The sequence below is a fragment of the Lepagella muris genome (genome assembly GCF_004793975.1).
GTDB classification, from domain to species: Bacteria; Bacteroidota; Bacteroidia; order Bacteroidales; family Muribaculaceae; genus Lepagella; species Lepagella muris.
Genome location: NZ_SRYB01000004.1, coordinates 146,722 through 170,316, shown reverse-complemented (window position 1 = coordinate 170,316; position 23,595 = coordinate 146,722). Strand labels below are relative to the sequence as shown.

The 23,595-nt window shown below is 42.8% G+C and carries 23 protein-coding genes; 15 read left to right on the top strand and 8 right to left on the bottom strand.

Features of this window, described 5'->3' with window-relative positions:
- Positions 1-104: 104 nt before the first annotated feature.
- Together E5331_RS04580 and E5331_RS04575 are read right to left on the bottom strand one after the other, a co-directional pair.
- Complete coding sequence (locus E5331_RS04580) at positions 105-374, bottom strand: helix-turn-helix domain-containing protein (protein WP_123481696.1); 270 nt, start codon at positions 372-374, stop codon at positions 105-107.
- Positions 361-846 (bottom strand): hypothetical protein, encoded by a 486-nt coding sequence (locus E5331_RS04575; RefSeq protein ID WP_123481695.1) that lies wholly within the window; start codon positions 844-846, stop codon positions 361-363. The genes E5331_RS04580 and E5331_RS04575 overlap by 14 nt, the downstream gene beginning before the upstream one ends.
- 179 nt (positions 847-1,025) lie before the next feature.
- Here E5331_RS04575 and E5331_RS04570 point away from each other — a divergent pair, with 179 nt between their 5' ends.
- From E5331_RS04570 to E5331_RS04540, 7 genes are all read left to right on the top strand, one after another.
- The gene (locus E5331_RS04570; RefSeq protein WP_135984085.1) at positions 1,026-1,454 is read left to right on the top strand and encodes a SecDF P1 head subdomain-containing protein; all 429 of its coding nucleotides are present in this window, start codon (positions 1,026-1,028) and stop codon (positions 1,452-1,454) included.
- A gap of 207 nt (positions 1,455-1,661) precedes the next feature.
- Positions 1,662-2,459, top strand: coding sequence for a helix-turn-helix domain-containing protein (locus E5331_RS04565; RefSeq protein ID WP_123481692.1), 798 nt, complete (start codon positions 1,662-1,664; stop codon positions 2,457-2,459).
- Positions 2,460-2,554: 95 nt separating this feature from the next.
- Positions 2,555-4,612 carry a TonB-dependent receptor gene (locus tag E5331_RS04560; RefSeq protein WP_135984083.1) on the top strand — a complete coding sequence of 686 codons (2,058 nt, stop codon included), beginning with the start codon at positions 2,555-2,557 and terminating at the stop codon, positions 4,610-4,612.
- 109 nt (positions 4,613-4,721) lie between these two features.
- Complete coding sequence (locus tag E5331_RS04555; protein ID WP_123481690.1) at positions 4,722-5,132, top strand: hypothetical protein; 411 nt, start codon at positions 4,722-4,724, stop codon at positions 5,130-5,132.
- 105 nt (positions 5,133-5,237) lie between these two features.
- A complete protein-coding gene (locus tag E5331_RS04550; protein ID WP_123481689.1) occupies positions 5,238-5,549 on the top strand; it encodes a KilA-N domain-containing protein in 312 nt (103 codons plus the stop codon).
- A complete protein-coding gene (locus tag E5331_RS04545) occupies positions 5,546-6,007 on the top strand; it encodes a hypothetical protein (RefSeq protein WP_123481688.1) in 462 nt (153 codons plus the stop codon). The genes E5331_RS04550 and E5331_RS04545 overlap by 4 nt, the downstream gene beginning before the upstream one ends.
- Entirely contained in the window at positions 6,004-6,858 is an 855-nt protein-coding gene (locus tag E5331_RS04540; protein WP_123481687.1) for a GLPGLI family protein, read from the top strand. The genes E5331_RS04545 and E5331_RS04540 overlap by 4 nt, the downstream gene beginning before the upstream one ends.
- Positions 6,859-7,041: 183 nt before the next feature.
- On the opposite strand, the gene E5331_RS04535 is transcribed toward E5331_RS04540, so the two are convergent.
- Positions 7,042-7,491: a hypothetical protein gene (locus tag E5331_RS04535; protein WP_123481686.1), complete on the bottom strand. Its 450-nt coding sequence runs from the start codon at positions 7,489-7,491 to the stop codon at positions 7,042-7,044.
- A 127-nt stretch (positions 7,492-7,618) separates the two neighbouring features.
- Between E5331_RS04535 and E5331_RS04530 the strand changes: the two genes are divergently transcribed.
- The 5 genes from E5331_RS04530 to E5331_RS04510 all read left to right on the top strand — a co-directional run bounded on the left by E5331_RS04530 (position 7,619) and on the right by E5331_RS04510 (position 11,727).
- Entirely contained in the window at positions 7,619-8,038 is a 420-nt protein-coding gene (locus E5331_RS04530; RefSeq protein ID WP_123481685.1) for an RNA polymerase sigma factor, read from the top strand.
- Positions 8,039-8,203: 165 nt separating this feature from the next.
- Positions 8,204-9,310 (top strand): PDDEXK nuclease domain-containing protein, encoded by a 1,107-nt coding sequence (locus tag E5331_RS04525; RefSeq protein ID WP_275441078.1) that lies wholly within the window; start codon positions 8,204-8,206, stop codon positions 9,308-9,310.
- A 419-nt stretch (positions 9,311-9,729) separates the two neighbouring features.
- On the top strand, positions 9,730-10,404 hold the full coding sequence (locus tag E5331_RS04520) for a Crp/Fnr family transcriptional regulator (RefSeq protein WP_135984081.1): 675 nt from the start codon (positions 9,730-9,732) through the stop codon (positions 10,402-10,404).
- A 133-nt stretch (positions 10,405-10,537) separates the two neighbouring features.
- Positions 10,538-11,269: a hypothetical protein gene (locus E5331_RS04515; protein WP_123481682.1), complete on the top strand. Its 732-nt coding sequence runs from the start codon at positions 10,538-10,540 to the stop codon at positions 11,267-11,269.
- A complete protein-coding gene (locus E5331_RS04510; RefSeq protein ID WP_123481681.1) occupies positions 11,266-11,727 on the top strand; it encodes a hypothetical protein in 462 nt (153 codons plus the stop codon). Before E5331_RS04515 ends, E5331_RS04510 begins: the two co-directional genes overlap by 4 nt.
- Positions 11,728-12,055: 328 nt before the next feature.
- Here E5331_RS04510 and E5331_RS04505 read toward each other — a convergent pair whose 3' ends face one another.
- The 4 genes from E5331_RS04505 to E5331_RS04490 form a co-directional block, all read right to left on the bottom strand.
- Positions 12,056-13,477 (bottom strand): RagB/SusD family nutrient uptake outer membrane protein, encoded by a 1,422-nt coding sequence (locus tag E5331_RS04505; protein ID WP_123481680.1) that lies wholly within the window; start codon positions 13,475-13,477, stop codon positions 12,056-12,058.
- Positions 13,478-13,494: 17 nt separating this feature from the next.
- On the bottom strand, positions 13,495-17,037 hold the full coding sequence (locus tag E5331_RS04500; RefSeq protein WP_123481679.1) for a SusC/RagA family TonB-linked outer membrane protein: 3,543 nt from the start codon (positions 17,035-17,037) through the stop codon (positions 13,495-13,497).
- 72 nt (positions 17,038-17,109) lie between these two features.
- Positions 17,110-18,267: a FecR family protein gene (locus E5331_RS04495; protein WP_123481678.1), complete on the bottom strand. Its 1,158-nt coding sequence runs from the start codon at positions 18,265-18,267 to the stop codon at positions 17,110-17,112.
- Positions 18,268-18,280: 13 nt separating this feature from the next.
- Positions 18,281-19,708: a TlpA family protein disulfide reductase gene (locus tag E5331_RS04490; protein ID WP_123481677.1), complete on the bottom strand. Its 1,428-nt coding sequence runs from the start codon at positions 19,706-19,708 to the stop codon at positions 18,281-18,283.
- 198 nt (positions 19,709-19,906) lie between these two features.
- On the opposite strand from E5331_RS04490, the gene E5331_RS04485 reads away from it, so the two are divergent.
- Together E5331_RS04485 and E5331_RS04480 are read left to right on the top strand one after the other, a co-directional pair.
- Positions 19,907-21,235: a hypothetical protein gene (locus tag E5331_RS04485; protein WP_135984079.1), complete on the top strand. Its 1,329-nt coding sequence runs from the start codon at positions 19,907-19,909 to the stop codon at positions 21,233-21,235.
- A 225-nt stretch (positions 21,236-21,460) separates the two neighbouring features.
- Entirely contained in the window at positions 21,461-22,024 is a 564-nt protein-coding gene (locus E5331_RS04480; RefSeq protein ID WP_123481675.1) for an RNA polymerase sigma factor, read from the top strand.
- 264 nt (positions 22,025-22,288) lie between these two features.
- Here the strand turns inward: E5331_RS04480 and E5331_RS04475 are convergent, their stop codons facing one another.
- The gene (locus tag E5331_RS04475; protein ID WP_123481673.1) at positions 22,289-22,927 is read right to left on the bottom strand and encodes a hypothetical protein; all 639 of its coding nucleotides are present in this window, start codon (positions 22,925-22,927) and stop codon (positions 22,289-22,291) included.
- 286 nt (positions 22,928-23,213) lie between these two features.
- On the opposite strand from E5331_RS04475, the gene E5331_RS04470 reads away from it, so the two are divergent.
- On the top strand, positions 23,214-23,531 hold the full coding sequence (locus E5331_RS04470) for a hypothetical protein (protein ID WP_135984078.1): 318 nt from the start codon (positions 23,214-23,216) through the stop codon (positions 23,529-23,531).
- Positions 23,532-23,595 lie beyond the last annotated feature (64 nt).

The window sequence follows — 23,595 nt, the reverse complement described above, 5'->3', positions numbered from 1 at the left end:
ATATTGGCTTACAAAGTACACTCTGAATATTTCCGTAATAGGAATAAGAAATAATAATCTCCTGACTCCTAACTATTTCCAATATTAAGATTTATATAGGAATTTCATACCTCAACCACCTGTAAAATGTGCACTCCAAGCACATTTTCTATCTGCGATATGGTTTCAATCGTGAAATTATGAGTGCCTCTCATCCACTTGCTTATCTCCGACTCATTCTTATCAAGCATTGACGCGAGATCCTTCTGACGTAGCCCACGCTCTTCAAGGATAGTATGGATACGATCAACAATGAGAAAGGAAAGGTCAACTCTTCTGCGGACCTCCGGTGACACTTTCGCACGACGTGCTTCTATAATGCTACTTCTTTTCATCGCGACTAAAATTTAAGTTCCCTATTATTTCCTTATCAACCATATATAGAGTGCCATTGGCAAGACAGGATGTTATGAAACGGCTTGTATCGACAAGCATCTCCACATATTCAGCAAGTGTATCACTATCCTGCCATGCAGCACAATTCTTAACACCACCGTTACCAAATATCAGAATTCTATCAGACAATCTGATGCAATATAACCTCAAATTGCTTGTTTCAATGGGAATGGCGCTTACTCCATCTCCATACTTACCTTCATATCTGAAATATCTTTCCAAAGCGCCTGTTTCACCTATCTTGTCAAGCCACGCAATGATGGTGTCAACATCCTCATCAAAAGGAGATCCCTCAGGGAATTTCTCAAAGAATCTTTCAAGTTCCGAGAGTTCTTCCTCGCTTAAATGGATGCTGTAGAAGTTTACAGCATCATGTTCTTCAATGAGTTCTATTGAATATCGTAGTGTCATACTTAACTTTTAGATAAACTACGCAAAATTAACCACTCTTTTCCATAACAACAAATAAATTCACTCTAAAGTTAAGAAAAAATCTTTCTGACATATAAAAGGCAATTATGATGAACTTTGTTCGTTGAGACTGTAACATATCCATTGTTTGCGAGTCTATATTATAAATATAGCAAAAAATGAAACTCAGACCAGTCATAATCTCTATACTAACGATTCCGCTTTGTGGATGTTCTTCACACCACAAGGTTGCCGGATGGTACCCCATCGCTTCTGATACTGAAAATACCATTATAGGAGAGTCATTGGTGACAATCAAGGATTTTGAGAAAGTTGTCTTGACAACAGATACATTTACAATTGACGGAAAAACTGTATGCCAGACGTTAATACAGGGAAAAATAAAGGCAGACAGAATCAATGATTTTGCGGATGCCACCGAGATGATGATAGGTCAACGCTTGGGATTTGTATTCAATGACTCGGTTATCATGGCACCACAGGTCAATGCCCGAATAGAAAGTGGCTCGTTCCAGATAATCAGTCCGGACACAACACTGCTGCGAAACATATACAATTCAATCAATCAAGAAATCAAAAACAATTAATCATGAACTATGAAAAAGCTACCTGTATTTTTAGCCATTTCAATGATTGCGGCAATTTCCTTAGCCCAAGAAGATAAATGGCTCAAAATTTTGGGTTCCTAAGAAGAAACTTAGCCAAAATATATTCCTGTCGCTCGGATATCAATTCTAACGACCAACTTCTTTTGAAGAATAGAATTATGTAGAATACAAAAAGCAAATAACAATATGAATAAACTACGTTATGGGATGTTCGTACCGCTGGCTTTTATGATTGCATCTTTGATATCAAGTTGTTTTTCGTATTCCAATGCCAGGCAGAATATTGCCGATGATCTGAACGAGGCGATGTTTGCTTTTGCGAACGAGAATAGGGAGCTATGGACAAGGCAAGACACCATAGCAGCCTTGCGTAAGATGCACGAGACGACTCACAAGCCGATAATATATCAAGCTTCCGATGTCAATTTCAGAAATGCAGCCTTGAAAGAGGATGCCTATTTCATACTTGCACTCGTGGACAAAAGAACTACAGCACCGAAAATCAAAGGTCATAAGATTGCTTCTGACTCCATAATGCTTATACCCGAAAACAATATAAGTGGAGTTGCCGTGCAGTTACAAGGATTTGCAGACTGTTCTATGGCATCGGTATTCGCTGCATCTGACCAAACTTTGCCCGGAGTATTTTTCTCTCTGTCGCTACTATCGATAGTATCAATGTATATTTGGCGACGCAAAGAAACGGAACCCATAACAGAGCTTGCCGTGGAAGTGCCTTCTATTCCATCACTTACCGGAATCAAACTGACACCCATGCAAAGGCAGTTGGCACAGATGCTTCTTGACGCTCCCGATATGAAAGTGGATAAAGCTACCTTATGCTCGGCTCTATGGGGCAACAAGAGTAATGCCGAGGAGTCGTTATATACTCTTGTAAGGCGTACAAAGGCAGCTCTTTCAGTTGCCAATATGGAAATTGTATGTAATAGGGGCGACTCCTACGAACTCCGTGTAATATCCTGATTTATTGCATTGTCAGTATTTGTCAGATAAATGTCAGACAACTTTTAAGGTGAATCTGGAGCTTTTTCATTTGCTTTGCAAAAAATCGTATAAGCATGAAAAAGTTACTTCTCGCTCTCGCCCCTGCTCTGCCTTTCATGGCATACGCACAAGACGTAAAAACAGATTCCATCACCACCTCTCTCAAAGAGGTGGTGGTGACAGCCGACACGCAAATTGAAACCTCTCAAAAGGTGATTCTCCATCCTACAAAATTGGAGAAGAGACACAGCACCAACGGATATACACTGTTTGCCAATATGAATTTGCCGGATTTCACCGTAAATCCCACAGATCAGACAATCTCAACCATAACCGGACGCGATGTGAAAATCCTTATAAACGGAGTGGAAGTTTCACCCGATGAACTTGGGACGCTTACCGCTTCCGAGATAACTCAGATCGACTATCAGCGTAACCCCGGTGGACGGTGGGCAGGCTGCGGTGCGGTTATCAACTTTATCACTGAGCAATATGATTACGGTGGAAATGTGTATCTATCTGCAGATAAAGGTTTGGCGCGTCAATATGGCGACTATACAGGCATGGCAAACTATAAGAGAAATGCTGTTACCCTTACTTTCACGGTAAATGGGAAATGGGAAAATTCATCGGTACTGAACAGTGCTGAAAATGCCGCAATATTCTCCGATGGAACATTATACCAAAGTATTACACCACAGGAAGCCTCAGCAAGGAGTAATTCGCAGTATTTCAAATTCAAATTCTCTCATGCTGCCAAAAACCACACGCTCGATTTGTCGGCATTGTTCAAGCGCAACGCCACCCCACGCAATCTGATGACTGATGTCATGACCTACTCCGGGCTATACAATTTCCCCTCGAATGTCGAGCGGAACAGCCGTGACCGGGGAGTTCTTCCGGCATTGGGTCTGAAATACAATCTGTTCATGCCCGGTGGTCACACTCTTATGATCACAAGCGAGGTAAGCCACGGTCATACGAACTACAATAGTATACGAACCGAAACCGGATTTGACCCGATAGCGAACAATGCTGTCGAGAATAATCTGAAAGCAGGGGGCAGTATCTCATATTTCAAATCATTGCCTCACGAACTTTCACTTGGTGTTTCGGTTGATGAATTCTATAACTATTTTCATGATGTCTATACCGGCAGTTTTGATAGCAAACAGACTCTTACCAATAACCACGCAATGCTAATGCTTAACGTTGACCAGAACCTACCTATCGGATTGTCCTATTATGTGTCGGCAGGACTTACCGACCTATATTCAACTATCGGTGACTATAACGACAACCAAATCTCTCCGATGGCATACTATGGAGCTACCTATGCAGTCAATCAAAAACACGTTTTTTCCTTAAACGGTAATTATGTTCACAGCATATACAATCCGTCATTCAAGAATGATGCGGTGATACGGACTTCGTTCTTTGAAGCGACAATGGGCAATCCTGAGCTCAAACAGTTGAAAGCGTTTCAGAATGTGGTGGGCTATAATGGGCACGCCGGACATTTCGGTTTTTCATTCACCTACGACTTTCTCAAATATTTCGGTAATACCACAAACCGTTACTTTGCCGACGGCAATATCATGTATCATCAGCTCGTAAATGATGGCAATTTCTGCTACAATAAATTGATTTTTGGCATTTCAGCAAATCTTCTTGGTAATAAGCTGCGTCTTAAAGGGAATGTCTCTTACAGCATTAACAGATTTAACTCAGATTATCGTCCGACTAAAAGCAATGACTGGCGTGAAGCCTTGAGTGCATCATATATGTTCGGCGACTGGCAGATAAAGGGCGAATATGTCAGTCCGTATAAATTCATGGACTACGAAGGAACAAAAGTCCGCTTCCCGGCTCAATACGGGCTATCAATCAACTGGCAGCATGGGGACTGGGCGGCAGAGTGTTGTATTGATAATTTTCTTGACCGCCGACTCTGCACAAGAACTGATGCTGATTATGGGGTATACCATTCTTTGGCTCATTCACTCAGTGATATGAAAGGTCGTAATATAAGCGTGTCATTGACCTATATTCTTCCTTATGGCAAGAAGACCGACCGCGAGCGAGTGGAAACCGATACAAAAATCAATTCCGCGATCCTCCGTCCATTCTGATTATAAAAAAGCGGTAAGAAATAGTTGAAAAACGAGATTCTCAACATTTGATAAGTTGCTTGGAGGGAAACTTCAGCTTGCCGCGCAACCATCTGTTTCAATATTTCGAATGACGGGATATTACGATATATCCAAAACACCATTTTCCATAAACGGGTCAGCTACATATTATCTTAACAACTTCTATTTCCAAGCTTCCTATCAGACTCCAAGCCGAACAATACAGGGAAACCGCGGGGTTTATTATAAAGACCGTGATTTTTACCAGATCCTTGCAGGATGGAGCAAATCGGGTTGGAATGTTCGCGTCACGGCAATCAATATGTTCCGTAACGATTGGTTAGGCTCTACCCAGACGCTGACATCGCCGTTATATTCGGAGGTGAAATATCAGGGAGGGAACTACTATCATCGCAGAATAAACCTATCCGTGACCTATACTTTCAACTATGGCAAGAAAGTGCGTCAAGGCAACGAAGTGGGAGAACAAAACGGTGGTACATCAGCAATCTTGAAATAATGTCTATGAAAGAACCGCATATATTCGGATGTAAAAAGTCGCTAATACACTGATATATCAGATATTTTTGCTACCTTTGCATAATAAACCAATCCCTCTCTGCGCATGGCAAAAATAACAGTCAAAAATACCAATATCACTATCATCAATGTAGATGGTGATGATTATGTGTCGCTAACAGATCTCGCTCGGCATAAAAGCGATGAGCCTAATGCTGTTATCGAAAATTGGATGCGTAATCGTACATTCGGTATAGCTTCCAAGCCTGATGCCGGCACAATCATCGTGACAGGAGTGCAATCTCCCTGCCGAGCCTCATATTATCGAGTAAACACCGGGGAGGGTAATAAGTCAATGTCTCTCAAAGGCAAAAATCTTGTCGGCGACGGAACGCTGTCCGTCACAATTTCAGAATGAAGGCGGTAATATTTTCTATTCTTACCATATTGTTTGTGTGCCTTTCGTCATGCGAGGGACGCACAGGCTATCTTAATGAAGGTCAGGAAAACACATTGTCAATGCTGACAGGGAAAGAGTGGGTTGAGGTATATGCTGATTACGGACTGGGCAACGAACAAACCATTGAGGATAAAACGTCAATATATTATTTCGATCTCAAAGGGAAAGGCTGGTTTGCTGTCGGCTCTCTAAAAGATGAAAACGTGAAAGAGGACATAAGATATTTTCAGTGGACTTTCACGACCGAGAATTTCGCGGTCATTCAGACAGCAGGAAATGCAATGGATGGCTATTGGCTTATCAAGAAACTCACACCAACGGAATTGTGGATGCAATGGTCAGCTAAAGACCCGGTACTGATACCCAATCAAACAACTACATTCTATAAATACAAAGCCCGAACGACAAGCAAATGAAAACCAAACTTATCATATTCATATTCCTATTGATCGCTGTCTTCCCTATATCGGCGAAGAGTAAGGAGTATCCGCGTGCTGAAATAAAAGTGGGTTATACTTATAACGGAACTTTTGTGCGTGGCTCTGACGGAATAATAAAAAGAGAGATACCGTTTGTGCTTCTCGCAAATAAAGAGCAGTCAAAGTTTTATAGTCTGGATACTGAATTCAAAGACTCTCTGCGATCGACACCGCAAGGACGTGCTATAGAAAGACAAATGACTACTTCAGTAGCAAAAAAATACTTGGAAACAAAAGATTTAAATGTTATAAATGCCGTTGTATATCCCACATTTCTTTATATTTTTCGTTCGCTCCTTGATAATGAATTGACTGTCTTTGATTATGCCGGATCTTTTGAATATGGCTATTATACCGAACCTCTTGGCGAAATACAGTGGGAAATTGGAGATTCCACTAAGACTGTACTTGGATATGAATGCTCTATTGCTACGGCTAATTATCACGGCAGGCACTGGACTGCATGGTTCACTACTGAAATCCCGTTGCAGGAAGGTCCGTGGAAACTCACCGGTCTCCCCGGTTTGATTCTTGAAGCATCCGAATCAACAGGACAACACAGTTTCATTGCAACGGGTCTGGAGGCATCCAATCAAGAGATGTATCCAATCTATCCTTATCGGCAATATGAGAAGATGTCACGTATTGAGATGTTAAGACAACTCCGTAATTATAGAGACCACAACAACTCCATAAATTCAGCGGAATTAGGTATCAACCTCGGAAAGGATCATATCAAAAATAAAGAAGAAGCTAAAATAGATTTCCTTGAAACCGATTATCACTAATAAACGACCTGAACTGATACTGATGCTTATTTCCACCACATTTAATTGTGCGATACAAGTCAATGTGACAGGATTATATCCCGACATGTTGTCAAGCTGATTTGTATATTGATAGGATACACTCCCAAATTTATCATTCAAGACGGTACAAGGCAATCACTCATCTTGTAATTGAGGCTGGGGTTATTGTCGGGCAGTCTCGTAATGAATCTCTACCGAAAATCGGTCTCCTATTGATTTCGGCAGTAGAAATCCCTTATGCCATTCGACGTATTCAGCCGTAAGCAGCGTCTCCACCTTCAAAAATAAGGCAACATCATTGTCACCATTCTGCCAATCACTCTGAATCCTAAGGATTGAATTTGGAGATGCGTCTTGCACATAAAGGAGGTTATATCTTGAAAAATCTATCTCTGACAGGCTTCCAGCATCCTCACCAAATAATTCTTTTGCCGCTTTTGATGAAGAGAGTAATACATAATCCTGCCCATCCATATTGACACAAATAGACTTGGACATATCATATTCCTTAATACCCATATCATCACAACACTCATTATCTTGACAGGAGACAAGGGCAAGCCCGACTAACAATACAGGCAGAAGCAATCTTATGAAACTTAATTTTTTCATGTCTTTACAATTTTAGAAAAGTATTTATTGAAATTGTTGTAATATTATTTTGGATTATGCAAAGTTATATAAAATATCTTAATCTCACTTTTCAATATGTATCTTTTCTTTTCATACTTGTAAAATAATGATCAATAATTACATCAAGTCCTCTCAATATTGTAAAATTATATCAGCAGCATCATGCAACCGTGCGATTTCTCTCATCCGAAAGGAGAATGCGAAAGGGAATTATCTTAATGAGACGTTCAACTCGTCAATGCTCACAAGGGATGTGATGACCGACTATATCGAGGTGGAGACACGCACCCGCCTATTCAACGCAATAGCCACATTGCCGCCGGAACTGCGTCAGATCTTCAACCTAAGTTTTGAGGAGGGGCTACGCAATCCGGAAATAGCCGCACGTCTCGGTGTGGCAGAAATCACCATAAAGAAACGTAAGGCAAGGCTCATCACACGGCTACGCGATATCTTCGGCATAAGCCCTGACCTCCTCCTCGCCATCGACATCATCTATTACTCCAATCTATTCAAACCCACCTAAAAATATGTCTAATAAGAGTTTCCGAACCAATTCCAATACAGTCATCTCTTAATTCTGAAATCTCAATTTTAACAGCAACTTAAATATTGACATTGTAATTTCATAAATAATAACTAAATTTGCATCATTCTCAAACAAAGCCGACTAATGGGGATAAAAAATATTATGAAATCGGAGATTGCTAATTCAGATAAATGTTTTATCCACGATTTAAAGAAAATTGTGGATGACTGCCGTAGGCAGGCATACCGCACCGTAAATTATGCCCAAGTAATGATGAACTGGCGTATAGGACAGCGCATAGTTGAGCAGGAGCAAGGTGGTTCAGAACGTGCCGAATATGGTAAATACGTAATCAAACTTGCATCAGAGTCTCTGACAGAAGAATATGGTCGTGGTTTTTCTGAGTCAAATATCAGAAGTTTTAGAAAATTTTACACTGAGTATAAAGAACTTGCAATTCAGCAGACAGTGTCTGCTGAATCTTCTGCAATCCAGCAGACACTATCTGTGTTATTACCTTGGAGCCACTATGAACGTCTGATGCGTGTAATAAATATTGAAGCAAGAAAGTGGTATGAGAATGAGGCAAGACAAGAAATGTGGAGCTATCGCACTCTCGACAGAAATATTTCAACGCAATATTATGAGAGGATGCTTCTTTCGCAAGTAAAAGATTCCGTTCATAATGAGATGTTATCTAATACCTCCGAATATCAAAATAATAAACTTGCGTATATCAAAAACCCTACGGTGCTGGAATTTCTCGGATTAGAATCCAACAGCGGCTATACAGAGACAGATCTTGAGAAGGCTATTCTAAATAATATCGAAGAAGTGTTGATGGAGATGGGAAAGGGCTTTGCTCTCGTTGCGCGTCAGAAACTGATTCGTACTGAAGCTCGTGATTATTACATTGACTTGGTATTTTACAATTTCATCACAAAATGCTTTTTTCTTGTTGACCTAAAAATAGGGAGAGTAACGCATCAAGATGTAGGACAAATGGATATGTATGTTCGCATGTATGACGAGCTTCAGCGACAGCAGGATGATAATCCTACTATCGGCATAGTTTTGTGTGCGGAAACAGATCCTGCGATTGCACGTTATTCCATACTTAAAGGGAATGAACAGATATTTGCAACAAAATACCGTCTGGTATTACCATCACCACAAGAACTACAGGCTGAAATAAATCATCAGACAGAATTAATTCGTCTTCAACTTGAGAAATCAAATTTAAGAAATAAAGCTAACGGAACTTGTTGAGCACATTTACAAGCACAAAGTTGCTTACTATAGAATAGAATTATATTGTCTGTAATGATTATGTGTCTTCATGGACCGGTAATGATGATGACCTCTCCATTATCGCATCGTGCAATGAGCTTGTCAAGATACTCATCTCGTCTGATATAGTTATATATGTTCATATAGTATTCCGAAAATACTGCAAATTTATAGTATTTTCGGAATACATACGTCTGCTAAAGACATAACTATCATTTTGAATTAGCTGGCACTCCATCTTTGGTGCATTTTACTGGCGAAACACTACGGAGATGTAACGGCATCGCGTTTTTTCAGGTAGTGCCGTCAAAAGGTGAGGGGGTTCCGTCTTCTTAACGAGCACTCCAATAATTTATCAGGAATTTACCATTGTACTTCTCCTTATCTTGTTTTACTTAATGGCTGAATTTATGGGTTATATGATACTATTTGCGTCCAATCAGGCGTTTATCTCAAATAAAATCAGTAATTTTGTGAATATGAAACGCCCTTTCAATACGCATATCGAAGATATTGACCTTAAATTTTGGCACGACTTGATTGAAAGCCATGGCAAGCTCGTTACGTTGAATGCCGGCGACTATATATGTCATGCCGGTGAACCATCTTCTCTTTGCGGATATGTTAAATCCGGTTATTTATGTCTTGAGTTTATCAAGCATGACGGTGAAACTAAGATTGGAGGTTTTGCATTTAAAGATGCTTTAATTGGAGATTTCCCTTTTTGTCTGAATAATGAGCCTTCCCATTTTGATATTGTGGCACGCCGTAAATCTAAAGTTTGGCTGATGGATGGTCAAATCTTAAAGGGTATATGCGATAATGACCCATACGCCGGCAAACAATGGGAATTGCTGATGGAATCTTCCTATCGATCTCTGTTGAATCGTTTTTGCAATATTTTACTAAAATCACCGGCAGAAAGGTATGCCAACCTCATCTGCGAACATCCTCAAATCGAACAGGACGTTCCACAGAAAGACATTGCCGCTTACCTGCAAATATCTCCGCAATATCTTTGCCGTCTAAGAAAAACACGCATAAAGGGCAATAGCGATAATACAGAAATATGAAACTGGTTTCATATTTCTGTATTATCCTACATTTTATCATAATACTTTGTAAGGCAGTATATTTTTTGTCATTATATTTGTATTGTTAATCGTTTTGTTCTCCCAACAAAAATATAAATCTAACGGAGTAAAGATGGATACTAAATACCTTAATTCATTATTTGGATATCTCACCATTGCTGCCGCGATGACGGCGTGCAGCGATGACAACACTGTTTTCAATGAACCGTCGCAGATCAGGGCATACGAAACGGATGCTCAGATAATGGCTCAGTTCGTGGATCTTGACAATGCCACGGGCAAGTTCGTCATAAATCCTGACAAGAAATTAACGGCATCCGACTATCTGCTAAACCGCAACCGGGAGGAACTTTTGGCTGTCAGCTCTATAAACCGCGACATATTCATTCGCGAAATGGAGAGTGTGAACGAGCTGCTTTCCTCAATCAAGCAAGCCGGAGTCGCCACTGCGATATTGTATTCGACATATTCCTCGGATTATCTCATTAAGATTAATGGAGACAATAAGATTGAGATAAGCAAGGCTTTCACACAATCAAGAAGCGGTGCCAACCTCGTGCAGCAGCTTTTTGACGGCACACAGTTGGAGCCCAGATATTTCTATGCGCCTGAAACAATGACAATGACTGTCTCTGCAAACAGTCTTTCCAAGTTCTATCTATACCAACTTTCATTCGGTATCTCTTCCGAGTCTGATGCCGGCACAATCATCGTGACAGGAGTGCAATCTCCCTGCCGAGCCTCACATTATCGGGTAAATACCGGGGATGGCAATCAGACCATGTCTCTCAAAGGCAAAAATCTTGTCGGCGACGGAACGCTGTCCGTCACAATTTCAGAATGAAGGCGGTAATATTTTCTATTCTTACCATATTGTTTGTGTGCCTTTCGTCATGCGAGGGACGCACAGGCTATCTTAATGAAGGTCAGGAAAACACATTGTCAATGCTGACAGGGAAAGAGTGGGTTGAGGTATATGCTGATTACGGACTGGGCAACGAACAAACCATTGAGGATAAAACGTCCATATATTATTTCGATCTTAAAGGGAAAGGCTGGGTTGCTGTCGGCTCTCTAAAAGATGAAAACGTGAAAGAGGACATAAGATATTTTCAGTGGACTTTCACGACCGAGAATTTCGCGGTCATTCAGACAGCAGGAAATGCAATGGATGGCTATTGGCTTATCAAGAAACTCACACCAACGGAATTGTGGATGCAATGGTCGGCTAAAGACCCGGTACTGATACCCAATCAAACAACTACATTCTATAAATACAAAGCCCGAACGACAAGCAAATGAAAACCAAAATCATCATATAATCACTCGTAGTGTTTTCAATAATACATCAAGTCCCCTCAATATTGTAAAATTATATCAGCAGCATCATAGAGGATATCACTTCATACAAAACAATCATATTTACCGAAGAGGGATTGCTTCGGTCGTCAAGACCGAGACAATCCCTCTCTCTTTCAAGTCAATCCGCTTTGCAGCTATAGTTCTCTAACCAATTCTAATACACTCATCTCATATTATGAAGTCGTATGGTTATTATCATGAAATCGTATGATATTAATGAAGTCAATTAAACTTTGACGCCTCTGATTATCTTGCAAACTACAGAGGACTATTTCTTTGTCCCAAAATTCTGAGTCAGAGTAGGATTATGCCGCGTTGCATTTCCGGGGAATGGCAGGATCCATAGTGGTGAGTCAGGAGATAGGGTATAGGTGCCGTAATCTCCAAGACTGCGGCTTATAGTCTGGCGATACCCTTCCTCCGAGTTCCATCGCTTCATATCAAAGAAATTCTCATAGCCGCCCAGGCACTCTATCCATTTGGCAGGTTGAAGTAATGCCATAGCCCGATGCTCATCTATCGGAAATATATCATACACCTTAACGTAGGATGAGGCATTCTCCACACGATTCTTCCTAACCTTGTCTACAAGCACAAGACCATCCCTGATTCTACCCGTCCGGATAAGACATTCCGCCACATCGTAGTAAAGATGATCCGACGTGATCCCGTATGGATTAGTACACGTGCTCCATCCCATAAACATACGCGAACCCTCTATTCCGGAATACATCTTGCCATAACCGAAGTCCCAACCATTGCTTCCGAGATAGCGTATCGCATAATCATTCTTCTCAAATTTTGCGCACGTTTCCAAAGAGATAACCTCTGTAGTCGGAGAGACACGTATCCCCGCGCCAATCCATACATAATTGTTTGACACGGTACGCGGCAGAATCCATTCTCCCGTCTCCTTTAGTACGGAACGGTCTTCTATACCACCATTCAATTCAAGGGCTTTCTGAAGGTAGGAAAGGGCTTCCGAATATCTCTTCATCTGCATAAGCACCTTACCTCTCACGGCATTGCCGAATGCACGGTCAGGCTGTATGATATCTGTCGTCTCATCCGGAAGCATAGAGATAACCTCATCCGTACAATCCTCAAGGATATTCCTATACGTTTCCGACAACGATAACTTTCTCTTCACTGCCATGTTGTCAATATCCGTGACGTAGGGTATGCCGCCATCCTCCGAAGCAGTAGCCTCATCATACTGACGGGCATAAATATTGACGCATAGCCAATGCAGGTATGACCGCATTACGCGTGACTTCGCCCGCAATTCATTCTTGCGGGCATCACTCCCCTCCACATCCTCAAGCTTAGCAATCACCGTATTCATATAATTGACATACTTGTAGATAGCAGAATAGCGTTCATCACTTTGGCAGAGTGTGACGCGATCCACATCCTCATTATATGTCATATAGGCATAATTAAGCGTGTTGGATGACGACAGCACTTCCGGCACTGACAGCATGCATCCCAATGATTCATTGCATATAAGTCCTAAATCTGAAAACGGAAGGATTCCGAGTGAATACTCCTGATTAAGCAGTAGGGAAATATCCTCAATATTGTCAAGGGTCGATTCCCCTTTCGGCACGAGGTCAAGCCGGCTGTCGCATGACGAGAGCATCACCACGCAGGAGATTAGCGTTATATTAAATATCTGTTTAAGTTTCATAAACGATGTATTAGTAGTTAAAACCGGAAAAATAGACTGAATGTATAGCTGCGCGGCAGTCTGAGCGACCGGATGCCTCCGATTGCATCGTTTGCCTCCGGATCTATACCCTTATCATTGCTTGCCGCCATACAGACATTGTTTATCTGGAAACGGAGACGCAGGTCATCAAGACGCAGTTTCCGACATACCGAAGGCGCGAACTGATAAGAGAGCACTATATTCCGCAGCTTGAAGAAATCTGCGCTGACCACATTGGAGCTCATGTAGGCATGATTGCCCGTTACGTGTGTGCCGCCGGCATAGCCGTTTGCCACATGCTTCGTGGCATCGCCTGTAGTCCAATAATCAAGATAAGATGACGGGACTGCATCTATACCTGACAAACCGTTGTAATAGCCATACATCGAGCCTTCCGACGTCCAATTCTCCGTGTCAGCACGCATGACGTGACCTGTATACCATGCCATCATGGCTGACAACGTGAAACGTTGCCAACTGAACTCCGGGGTGAGGCTTCCCATAACTTTTGGGTCAAGCGAACCACTATAGACTATATCGGCAGGGGTGAACTCATCCGATTCTATGCTGGAGGTGTGGACCACACCCTTATGATCGCGCCATGAAAAATACTGCATATCGCCATCCTTCACCATTCCGGCGAAATCATAGCTGAATAGGGAGTTGACAGGATAACCTTTATGAAGGGTAGAGGTTAACAACGCCTCCGAACCGGTAGCCGGAAGATGATCTACTTTCGTCACCTTATTATGGTTATAGGCGATATTGAAGCCAAGGTCAAAGCCAAACGCTTCCGGAGTCAATGCCTCAAGGATAGTACCGTTCAACTGAAGTTCAACGCCCGTATTCACCATCTTACCGTTATTGATGGTCAACTGGCTCCATCCTGTTGTGGGGTCAAGGTCTGTCACCGTCAGGAGATCCGAACCGCTCTTGCGATAGAAATCAAACGAACCGCCCAACCGGCTTCCCCAGAACGAGAAATCCACGCCCGCATTCCATGAGGCAGTCTTTTCCCAACGCAACTGGTCATTGGGAGGAGTATTGAGTGTGGCATATTTCTGTCCGTAGATATCATTGATATCCACTTTTGCCGTCAGCAGCGAGGAGACATTCTGTGCGATATTTCCCGTCAATCCGTATGACAATCGCAGCTTGAGCGCGGTTATCCACGTAGCCTCACGCATAAACTTCTCATTGTGAAGGTTCCAGCTTCCACCGACACTCCAAAGCGGACGACCACGGAACTTGGGGTCAGCTCCAAACAGATCAGTCTTGTCAAGACGGCAGCTTAAAGAGAGTGCATAACGGTAGTCATACACGTAATTGGCTATTGCATATAATGAATAGAACCTGTGAAGGATATCTCCGGTAAAGAAATTGTCACTCTCAGGCGCGCCATACATCGGATAATCCGGACCAAGCACACCTGCCGACCCCTCCATCTCCTTCAGTAATCCCCAATTCATGAGATAGTTGCTGTTGGTCTGGGTAGCATCATCATATCCCATCATCACATTCCCGTAGGTCTTCTCATGTTGCTCACGAAATTCAAAACCGGCTGTGGCTGTGATCTCATGCTTATCCAGGAAGGTATTGGAATAATCTGTCTGTGCTCGGAAAGTATAAAACGCACCCTCCGAGGTCTTGGTGCCCAACATCCCCCCGTCAGGAATATGATGTAGTATCCGTCCGGTGGATTTATCTTCAGCCGTATAGGTATTATACATCGAACGCATCGTATAGGAATCCGCATTCCTGAGCGCATCACTCTTGTAATATATATCCTCATATTGGAATTGAGCTGTGGCAGTCCATCCGTCAAGAATGTTGACACGGGCATTAATCCAAGGACGAAGATTAGTGCGTCGTATGCGCTGTGTGCTCAAGCCAAGCTCCTCCCGCTGGTTATAACCGGCACTCTTAAATCCGTAGGATTCCTCCTTAAGAATCGGATTATCAAGTTGGAACCCTGCCTGCATAGGGATGGTGACACCCTGCTGATCATACATAGTCATATAGGGGGCGAACGACGTGATTGTTCCCCATTCCGAATCATATAGAGGAGCCTTTGACCGCTCGCTGACAATATTCAGTCCGGCGGACAGATTCAGGAAACTCCCGACCTTGAACTCTCCTCGATAATTAAGCATGAAGGAATCATTCCTACCATTTACAAGTCCGGCATTATCTGTGGCATAATTCACCACAAGGCTGTTCGACATCTGACGTCCGTTGTAGCGTATCGCAAGATTGTATTGCTGCTCTATCTTCTCTCTCTCGACGGCATCCTGCCATTCCCTGCGATAGTCATTCCCCGACAAAGTCCGCAGACCATTGGCAAGCGAGCTATCATCCAATTCTCCCAAATCATGACGAAGCAAAAGAAGAGTGGCAGGGGAGATATTATGAGATCTGCCGGTCTTATAGTAATTAAGAAGAGAGTTATAAGCCGAACGGTCAGATAGGGAATTCAGATAATTAAAGTTATACCTTTCAAGCTCAACCATCTCGGCGGCATTTGCCCATTGCATATAGCCGTAGTCATTCCTCTCGCTGACCGTCACGTCGGCATTAAATTCCACCGTCAGCTTCTCTTCACGAGCCTTTTTGGTGGTTATCACAATCACTCCGTTAGATGCGCGTGCGCCATAGATTGAGGCGGCCGCCGCATCCTTCAATATAGTTATATTATCCACCTCGTAGGGATTGACCGATTCTATACCCCCCTCTATCGGAAGTCCGTCCACCACTACAAGCGGGGATGTATTCGCCTGAAACGAACCGGTGCCACGGATAGTGATACCCTTGCCGTTACCATTATCGTATGATACAAGTCCGGGCACCTGACCCTCAAGATTCGACGTTATGTCGCCGGTATAGCGTTTCGCCATATCCTCCGCGCTAATGGTCTGGAATGATCCCGTGGCACTCTCGCGTTTCATCTGCTGATAGCCGGTCACGACGATCTCCTCCATTATCTGCGACTCATCCTCAAGAGTGACCATCAGAAGATCCTCTCCCGGCTTGACCGGAACATATTTAGTCTTCTTACCGACGTATGAGAAACGCAACTTAGGATTACCCTTCTCAACAATTACGCTGAAATGTCCATCTATATCTGTCGCAGCACCGCTCTTGGTGCCCTCTACAAAAACCGACACCCCGATAAGCGGCTCACCCGAGGTGTCCGTAACCACGCCGGAGACAGAATGCTTGAAGTATGGTGCCGACTCAGGAGATTCCGACAACAATATATTTTTGTCCACAATCTCATATTGCAAACCGTTATCTTCATTAAATATTCGGTTGAGAGCCTGCGCGAGCGGCACATCAGTAAGATTGAGCGTGACCTTATCGCCGGAATCAATCAACCCTTTCTTATATACGAATTCATAGCCGGTCTGCTTCTTTATCTCCTTCATGACCGTCTCTATGGGTACATCTCGAAAATGAAGTGTGAGATTTTTCGCATACGCACTCACCGACAGTCCTGTGCCAATCAATACTATTGCTGATATTCTACTAATTTGCTTCATAAATGTATAGGGATAGTTCCGGGTGCTGACCTAATATCAGGTCATTCCTCCGTCTTTGTTAAAATCAGGAATCTATTTTCGTTTAACCAGTATCTTGCCGTCGTTGACTGTGAAAGAGATCCCTCCTATTTTCTCAAGTATCATCATAGCCGTGGAGAAATCGCTATAGCGGGGTATGCTGCCCATGAAAACCATCTCCTCCAATTCCTGTTCGGCAAATTCAAAATCAAAATCATACCATCTTCCGAGGTCATACATGATCTGACGGAGCGTCTGCTCGTGGAATACGAAACGACCGTTTCGCCAACCGGTCACTATCTCTATATCCACATTTCTGACCTCAGCCCTCATCGACTCCTTATCGAACACAGCCTGATTCCCGGGTGAAAGTTTCAATTCTCCACCTGCTCCATCAAGCCTGCGAAGACCTACTGCACCACTGCACAATGAAGTGAACACCGATTTCTCCTCCGGATATGACCGTATATTAAACTCCGTGCCATAGACACACACTTCCTGTCCGGCGGTAGTGACATAGAAGGGTGAGCCGTCAGGCTGTTTGGTAACTGAGAAGTATGCCTCACCCGACACCTCTACACGACGTGCGCCGGATGAGAAATTCTCGGGATATGTAAGGGTACTGGCAGAATTGAGCCATACTTTGGTGCTGTCTTCAAGAACTACGATAAACTCTCCTCCTCGCGGCACTTCCAAGACTATCGGACCATTCTTTATATTACCCTGTTTCTTTAAGGCAGCGACGGGAAGCCCGCGTGATGATGACTCGACAGGAATCTTATCCTCGCCGTTGTCAAGATACGCAAGCGTCTCTCCCGGACGTATGCTGTCGAGCGATATTACCGACAGACTTTGTTGCTTGACAACTGAAACTGGCACCATATCCTTATCACGCGATAATGGCAACCAAATCAGGGCAATGATAGCCGCTGCCGACACAGTCGCACCAAGGACAGCATATCCGAAACGACGATTGCGCGATGAGAGCCCGAGTCTTTCCTGCATATCTGCCAGCGGACGACCGGTATCGACAAGCGACCGCTTACGCCAGTATTCCCCGAGAAGCGACGGATCAGAGAGACGTTGTGACAACGCCTCCCTGACCTCCGGATTCTCCGACATCCATGCCTCCAACTCTTTTATCTCATCTTCCGTGAGAGGCGACGACAGGCGCCGGGTTAAAAGATATATGATTCTTTCCGTCTGATCCATAAATATTATAAAATCAATGTATGCAACCCAGAATCTGAGCCTCTACCCCCTCATCTGACGGGCGCAACGCATCTGCAACGGCTATTGTGCCGTCGGCATTGAGTATCAAGAACCGCGGTATTCCGTTTATTCCCATCTGTGTGAAGAATGTGTCGCCATCTGCTCCATCGAATATATATTGTGCCCATTCCGGATTATCCTTAGCAAGTTTCTTCTTCCATGCAGCCTCATCCGTATCAGAGGAGATACTGACAAAGGCCACATCCTTATTCCCCTTCATCTTCTCAACCAACTTCTCCATAAACGGAATCTGCTTGCAGCATGGACCGCACCACGTAGCCCAGAAATCGATATAAGTAACCTTACCCTTTAGGTCGGAAAGACGGAGAGTCTTGCCATCGGGAGTCTTCAGCATCGGGTCGGAAGGTAAGGCATCCCCCGCCTTTATCTCCTTTATGCTTGACTGGCGCAACTTATAACGCTCCACGAGATCGGGATAAGCGGATGCAATCTTCTCATATTCCTTCATATACGTCTCTGCCTGCTCCTGCGTAGGCTGTCCGTATGAGAAATAATTAAATGCAAGCTGGTTCATCATCACCTTGCGCGTGTTGGCATTGGTGATCTGCTTATCAACGATGTGAAGCTGCTCTATATTGTTGGCAAGCTGATCGTTCTGATCGCTTTTTGACTGCATGGTAAGCCATGGGAAGATGAGTGTGCATTCAAGACTCAGGTCATCATTGGGATCAATAGTCTCCACGAGCGACACAAATTCAGGATCCTCCCTCACGTCGGTGTTACTCTCATAATCACGATCCATGATAAGGCGAATCTTTGTCCAAGTATACATCCTGTCGGTCATCTTCTCATAAAACTTACGAGTCTCCTCATCCTTGATGGTAGGAAGGAGCGACACAACATTATCATGCTCTTTCTCAAGAAGAGCGAAATATTCATCAAGTGATGGACCCTCCCCCGGATCTGGTGAGAAATATTTCATCGTATCAAATGCCTGGCAAAGTGCATTGTAATATGTGTTGATATCGGCATTATCCCCTTCAAAAGTCATGATAAGTTTTCCGTTGGCATCCTGAGTGATGGTGCCCTCCACGCTTTTCCCCTTTTCAAGATAAATGCCGAAATAATCATTATCCGCAAGAAGCTGAATGCGTATTCCGTCATCAAGCACTAATGAATCCGGGAAAGTGAAATGACCTGTGGAATCCGGCACTACCGGTATGGTCGTCATATTCATAAAATCATGATCCGGTGCATAATTATACATCATGTCGTTTACCGCATCCGTTTTCAGTATGCCGGTGAACGGATCCTTTGTTTCGGTCGACGAGCATGCCGTCATAAGCAATGAAGCCACTACACTGAGTCCGACAGTCTTACCAATCGCACTGCCAATCGTGCTGAAAGTTGTAAAGTTCATATAGAATTTCGTTTAATAATGTTTTTATAAAGATACGCAACCACCTATATTTGGTATACCATGACTACGACAAATTTTTATTTTTCATTTTTTCTTTATTTTCCCGTATACCGTTTCACTTGGTTTGCGTATATATTAAAACCGAATCATACTGACAGGTTTTTAACAAGAATATTTTTAAGTCTAACTAAATATTTTATGAAAAAATTTCTACTTTCCACACTCATTATGAGTGCAGCCGTTTCAATGGCGGCACCACCACAGACAGGTTTCTATCTCTCCGGCTTCAACGGAGAAAGCGAGGCTACCGAATCCAACCGTCTGACATACGTCCCCGGCAATGAAGAGGATGAAGATGAGGGTATCTACCGTTTCATCAATGATAATTTCGTAATCTCGGAATGTCAGAATGGATTTTTCGCAATCGGTGAGGAAGGGCTGAAACTTGGATTCAATGTTGACAATGATTTCGGATTCAGCAATATGGTAAACCAGTATGCCACTATGACCTCTCTTGCCGAAAACGGACCTGCCATCAACTGCGAACTTCCTGCCGGCACGTATAAGGTGATTCTCGCAAGTATGCAGGAAGAGGGTGATCCCATGTCTTGGACAATGATGTTCCAGTCTCTTAATAACGATGATGAAGCAATCAGCTATTATCTCATAGGCTTTAACGGAAATGATGAATTATCGCAGGATAATATATTTGTGGCAGAGGAGTCGGAAGATGGTGTAATCTACACATATCCAAAGTTTCTTGTGGAAGATTGTGCCGATGGCTTCTTTGTTGCGAACTCAAAGGACGACACCCTTTTAGGTGCTGCTGCCCGGTCTGATAAAGTGACTGATGAAAATCCGTTCGCGTCGCTTGAAAATTCAGGGGATGCAGTGCAATCCTCTCTTACCCCCGGTTATTACACCGTCAACTTCATCTCCATGAACGGTCTGAATATGATTTCATTTCTTCGTTGTGAGGATCAGACCCCGGCAGATGAGAGTGTCTACTATCTGCTTGGGTTCAACGGAATCGAGAATCCTACGGATGGAGTGAAATTCGTCCGCTCTGTAGAGGAGTCATCATACGAGGATGAGGAGACAGGCGAAATGATCTCAGAAACAGTCATCACCTACACACTGAAGAATTTTGATATAAAATCCTGCTCCGAAGACGGGTTCATCGTGACAACCGAAGATGGTGGTTTCTCCTACGGTCTCAGCACAATGTTCGTGCCAATGCTCGGCAACACAATATCATTAGATTCTCCATTCGGAATGATGGGAATATATGGCAAGCCTTACAAGAGTGCATTGCCGGAAGGTAAATACGACATTAACTTCTCCACATCCGACACCTCTGCATCAATATCTTTCCTCCCGTCAGAAGACTCCGGAGTAGAGAGTATCATGACCGGAGATAATTCCGAGGCTGTATATTATGACCTTCAGGGACGCAGAATGATCAATCCCGATAAAGGTATATATATCCTTGTCAAGAATGGTGAGGTTTCAAAAATCGTGAAATGACACCTTATCTCACCCATGTAATGGACTTTCATATATCCGGCTTAGGATAAGACAACAAGAGCACGACCATTCATCAACCCATGGTCGTGCTCTTTTCATTCTCCCGAATACAATAATGTTGCCCTCTCTTTTTTCATTTTAACTCTATTTGCTTGCTTATGAATATGAAATGTTGTATCTTCGCAAAGTCAACAAACCATTGCAAGGATTCCGGCACAATGCAAAATGAACTGGACTGATGAGATATTTCTGAATTTCTGTAGAGGAAAGATAGATGATTTCTATTCTTATCTCTACCCTGACTTGCTCATATACGCATCATCTCGACTGTCAGGTAATGATGTCACAACAGCGGAAGATCTTGTGCAGGATGCTGTGGAAAAGGCATATCTCAATGCGGAATCATTTTCATCTGCCGCCCAATGGAAAGCCTTCATCATAACCTGTATACGCAACCGTGCGATTTCTCTCATCCGAAAGGAGAATGCGAAAGGGAATTATCTTAATGAGACGTTCAACCCATCAATGCTCACAAGGGATGTGATGACCGACTATATCGAGGTGGAGACACGCACCCGCCTATTCAACGCAATAGCCACATTGCCGCCGGAACTGCGTCAGATCTTCAACCTAAGTTTTGAGGAGGGGCTACGCAATCCGGAAATAGCCGCACGTCTCGGTGTGGCAGAAATCACCATAAAGAAACGTAAGGCAAGGCTCATCACCCGGCTACGTGATATCTTCGGCATAAGCCCTGAACTCATCCTTGCCATAAAGATACTCAGCTGAAATCATCCGAAATCGGCATGAAACGGTCGTCTGGTCAATCCATCCGGTTTTTTTTGTGATAGACAGCGATATAAATAAGCAAACCAATCCAGCCCATTATGAAACTGAGAATCACCCACAGCCAACGCTGCATATAGTCAAGTCCATCATTCCTATTTACCAAACGCAGACAGATAAAGGGTGGAAGAATGAACCATGCTATCGCAAGTAATCCAAATAATAGTGTAAAAGAAACTCCAAATTCCATAGCACTTTATTATTTAATTAAAATCTTTTTTCAATCACTCTTACCGCAACTCTATCCGTATCAATAATATAACATTCATAACCCATGATAAATGAATATCCAACAAGCTTATTACCTCCAACATTTAATCCAAATTCAAAGTTTGCATGGATTATTATGCAATTATAACCATTCCGGTATTCATAACTTACAGAATAATCTCTACCTGTAAGACCTGGAGGAGTTATCCCATATCCATTTACTTCTATATATTCCGGATTAATTCTTCCTGAAAGAAACTCACCCCCCCTGAATGTAACATCCATCTTATAGCATTGAAAAGCATATTGATATTCTCCTCCCTTAAGTCTTGTCTTAGTCATATTAACTGTCGTATAACCTGCGCGAGTAGATAAATATCCATACAGATTCATAGCATCGTCTAATTGTTGCAACACTGCATAAGCCTGCTTTTCAGAGGTTATTTCCAAATATGTCTGACCAATAGAGTCTTTATTTACATTGACAGGAACAAAACCGGCTTCCAAAAACATAGCCTCAATTTTTTCTGAAGGAATTGGTGCAAACTTCTCAACAGAGTCTGAGTCAGCGCAAGCACACAACAGTGATGCAATTAAGGGAATACAGACAGCAATAAGCAAATAATTTTTTTTCATGACAATTTATGATATAAAGTTAATAATATTATTATAACGTATTTTTTCATTATATATTGTAAAAATAAAACCTTTTTAGCATTTAATCATTTATGCTGATTTTTCTGCCGACCTTCCATAAAGATGCTTACTATAGAATAATACTGTCTGCAATGATTATGTGTCTTCGTGAACCGGGAGGCGGGATGAGGCGTTATCTTTTAAAACGCCCGCCGGATTAAGGGTGGCATTTGTCACCTCTTTTTCATCTGAAGTCTGTATGACTTCTCTTAATCAGACATTTATTATGAAAGCATTTATCATCAGTTTTGGAGACTCCGACAAATATTCCGTCCATTTTGACGGAAGCCTTGAGGAGTTTGAAAAATCTTCCGAGTTCAAAAGAATCAAAGATGCAGTCTATGACTACGTGAAGGAGAAATTACCCGCAGCTAAATGCGAGGCAGTACTCACCCCTCACGTTGAGGAGCCGGAAGGAAGCGAATGGGGTTATCCAGGTCTTGACACCATAAACTTGGAGAAACTAAAGAAAGACGCCCTACGCCAGATCCAGGTGAAGATGTCGAGTACAAAGCTCGACTCAAACGCCGCATTCTCCGCCTGACGTTCAACAACGTCTGACATTTCGTAGTATTTCAAAAACATGGCGGAAATTCCATCACAACATA